The following is a 3,835-nucleotide window of genomic DNA, read 5'->3' on the forward strand; positions in this document are numbered from 1 at the left end:
AACCAGTGCAGCAGAACTGTATGAAGCTCTTGGCAATCTTGTATTCAGCTTCCTATCTAGCAGGCAACCAAATGTTGAATCTGCTGACAACTCTGCGAATGGTGAATATATCTCTCAAGTATGGACGTGCAGAAAGTTCTAGCTTTGCCTATTGCTGCTACGGCATGATGTTGGCACTTGAGGGCGACTATCAAAATGCTTATCAGTTTGGCAGAATTGCTTTGGATATCGATCGCACTTTTAACAACACTCAGTTCATCGCCAAAAACAATAACCACTTCGCTCACATCATCAATCCCTTCTCGCGTCCTCTAGCAGAGAATGTGCCTCTATACCAGCAATCAATTGAACTGTGTATGGAATTGGGCGATTTAGTTTTTGGGGTATGGGCAATTGTATTTTTAATCTGGTCTCATCTTCTTAAAGGTACTCCTCTACCTTTCATACAAGAGGAAATTCAAAAATATCTTGGCTGCGTGGAGCAGACAAATGACCAGAATATGTTGTGTATTTTCCAACTTCAGCAACAGTTTGTGCAAGAACTGATGGATGACACCATTGAGAGCGGGGTTTTAACAGCAACCGGCTATCTCGAACACCCATTTTTCCGACTTTGGCAGCAAAGCCATTTCAATGTTGCCATTAGTTGGTATGGCCTTTTAGTTTTACAACGTGCTTTTTTTAAAGGTGATTACGCCCAAGTGTTGGCGATATCGCCGACGCTACAAGAAACGGTGCCGGCAAATATGGGTTTTTTCCCCATAATTGCCTATCACACTTATTATCCCCTGAGTTTGGCTGCTGCTTATGCCAATGCAGACGCGACAACCCAAGCTGTTTACTATCAACAAATTCAAGAACACCAGCAATTGTTGGAAAAATGGGCTAAAACCTGTCCTGATAATTTTTTGCACAAATATCAGTTGGTTTCGGCGGAACTTGCTCGTCTGAATGGCGATCGCATTTTAGCAGCAGATTTGTACGATCGCGCGATCTCATTAGCTCAAGAAAACGACTATATCCAAGAAGAAGCATTAGCTAGGGAACTAGCCGCAAAATTTTACTTAGACTGGGGTCAACAGCGCATAGCCCAATAATACATGATTGAAGCTTACTATGCTTATGCCCGTTGGGGAGCAAAAGCGAAAGTTGCCGATTTGGAAAAACGCTATCCTCAATTACTTGCACCCATATTACAGCAAAATCGTTCGTTTTTTTCTACTCACGAAACTATTTTTCCTTTGGAGACTGTGACATCTATTAGTTCTGCTACATTGAGCAGCATCAGTGTCTCAGATACCCTAGATTTAACCGCAATTCTGAAAGCATCTCAAACTATCTCAGGGGAAATCGAACTAGAAAAACTGCTTTCATCGTTACTGAGAATCGCGCTCGAAAATGCTGGGGCAGATCGATGTATCTTAATGCTGTTGCAAGACAATCATTTACTAATTAAAGGCTCAATTACCCAGGAAACACAATTCATGGCGTTGCAAAGTTTTCCTATTGAAGACAGTCAAGAAATTCCCCACAAGCTCATTTACAAAGTCAAGCATAGTCAACAAACTGTTGTTTTATTGGATGCAACCGCAGATATCACTTTTGCCAACGATCCCTATATTATTCGTCAGCAACCTCAGAGTATTTTGTGCAGCCCAATTTTACATCAAGGTAAATTACTGGGCATTTTATATCTGGAAAATAATTTAGCCACGGGAGTGTTTACGAGCGCTCGCATCGAACTACTCAACTTACTTTGCGCCCAAGCCGCCATTTCCCTAGAAAATGCCCGACTTTATCAATGTTCTCTGGAATATGCCCAACAGCTAGAGCGATCGCTAAATGAATTGAAAATTGCCCAAACCCGCTTCCATCATCTAGTAGATAACGTTCCTGGGGTAGTGTATCAATTCCTGATGGCGACCGATGGCTCGGTGTCAATGCCTTACATAAGTAGTGACTGTTACGATCTCTATGAAGTCACCGCCTCTCAAGCGATCGCTAATGTGCAGATCATCTTAGATATGGTGCATCCAGAAGATGCTGAATCTAATCGTCAGTCAGTTGCAGATTCAGTTCAAACCTTAACTCCCTGGCGGTGGGAGGGGCGAATTGTTACCCCCTCTGGAATTATTAAGTGGATTCACGGTGAAGGGCGAATAGAAAAGCTGTCAGATGGCACATTAGTTTGGGATGGCTTGTTACTAGATATCAGCGATCGCAAACGAGCAGAACTTGCCTTGCAGCAAAAATCTCAAGATTTAGAACAAGCATTACAAGATTTACAACAAGCGCAATTGCAAATTGTTCAAAGCGAAAAAATGTCTGCTTTGGGTAACTTAGTGGCTGGTGTCGCCCACGAAATGAATAATCCTTTAGGGTTTATTTCTGCCAGTCTCCAAGAAGCTAAACCCACGTTTGCTGAGATGATCGAACACTTAAAACTCTATCAAGAAAGCTTTCCCGATCGCACTGATAAAATTAAAGCTCATGCCGAAGAGATTGACTTGGAATATAACTTGGAAGACTTGCCCAAAATGCTAGATTCCATGTCTATAGCCTGCGACAGATTAAAAAATATCAGCACCAGTTTACGCACTTTCTCTCGTGCCGATCGAGATTACAAAGTGCCATTTAATATTCACGAAGGCATTGACAGCACGCTCTTAATCCTCAAACATCGCCTGAAAGCTAATGACCTACGTCCCGCCATTGAAGTGATTACCAACTACGGTAATTTACCTTTAATCGAGTGTTTTCCCGGCCAACTCAATCAGGTATTTATGAATATAATAGCCAATGCGATCGATGCGCTGGAAGAATCGAATCTGAGACGCAGTTTTCAGAAGATTCAAGCTAATCTCAATCGTATTACAATTCGGACAGAAATAAAGGATAACGAGTCGGTAATGATTAGTATTGCCGATAATGGCATTGGCATGACGGAAGAGGTGAAGTACCACATTTTTGACCACCTGTTTACCACGAAAACGGTGGGTAAGGGAACGGGATTGGGATTGGCGATCGCTAAGTCGATCGTTGAATCAACCCACAACGGCAAATTGAGTTGCAACTCTGTTCTCGGTCAGGGTACGGAATTTCTTATTGAAATTCCCGCCTCATAATTAGCTAACCTGAGTTCGGGAGAAGAAATCACATTAAAAAAATATATCAATGCTTGAGTTCCAAGGCTGACAAGTTTAGGCTTAGCGCGAACTCAGGTTAGCTAGGTTTGGTAAATTAGATCGGAGATTTGGGCATAATCAATCTAGGAAGTTATAAGGATTTAGTAAGATGATGAGCGCTTTAGTCAGTCTGACTGAATATCGCATTACCGAACAAATCTACAATGGTTCGAGAACCGTAGTTTATCGAGGTTATCGACAAGATGGAAAACCTGTCGCGCTCAAACTGCTCAAAAATCCTTATCCCAGCTTCTCGGAAATAGTCCAATTTCGCAATCAATATACCATTGCCAAAAATCTTAATTCACCTCTAATCGTCCAAATTTATAGCCTAGAACCGTACCAAAATGGCTATGCTTTGGTCATGGAAGATTTTGGCGGAATTTCTCTCAAGGAATGGAAAATCAGGGGAAATCTCCAATCTCTACCAGAATTTTTAGCGATCGCGATCGCCCTGTGTGACGCCTTAAATTTACTTTACTACGAGCGGATTATTCACAAAGACATTAAACCCAGCAATATATTAATCAATCCCACCACCAAACAAGTTAAATTAATTGACTTTAGTATTGCATCTTTATTACCAAGAGAAACTCAAGCCCTCGTCAATCCTAATGTATTAGAAGGAACACTAGCTTATATATCCCCCG

2 protein-coding genes and 1 pseudogene are annotated in these 3,835 nt (G+C 41.7%); all 3 read left to right on the forward strand.

Translation table 11 applies throughout. From position 1 onward, the window contains the following. A pseudogene (locus H6S82_RS22625) lies at positions 1-1,097 on the forward strand (hypothetical protein); the annotation flags it as partial. Between the two features lie 3 nt (positions 1,098-1,100). Next, the gene (locus H6S82_RS22630; protein ID WP_191056746.1) at positions 1,101-3,125 is read left to right on the forward strand and encodes a GAF domain-containing sensor histidine kinase; all 2,025 of its coding nucleotides are present in this window, start codon (positions 1,101-1,103) and stop codon (positions 3,123-3,125) included. A 169-nt stretch (positions 3,126-3,294) separates the two neighbouring features. Continuing rightward, positions 3,295-3,835 (forward strand): protein kinase (locus H6S82_RS22635; protein WP_191056747.1); only part of this gene is annotated, 541 nt, incomplete at its 3' end.

Origin of the sequence: Planktothrix sp. FACHB-1355 (assembly GCF_014748295.1) — a bacterium.
In the GTDB taxonomy this organism is placed as follows: Bacteria; Cyanobacteriota; Cyanobacteriia; order Cyanobacteriales; family Aerosakkonemataceae; genus Aerosakkonema; species Aerosakkonema funiforme_A.

Excerpts from the sequence above, each read along its gene's own strand:
- H6S82_RS22630 (WP_191056746.1), top strand. The coding sequence starts at position 1,101 with ATGATTGAAGCTTACTATGCTTATGCCCGTTGGGGAGCAAAAGCGAAA.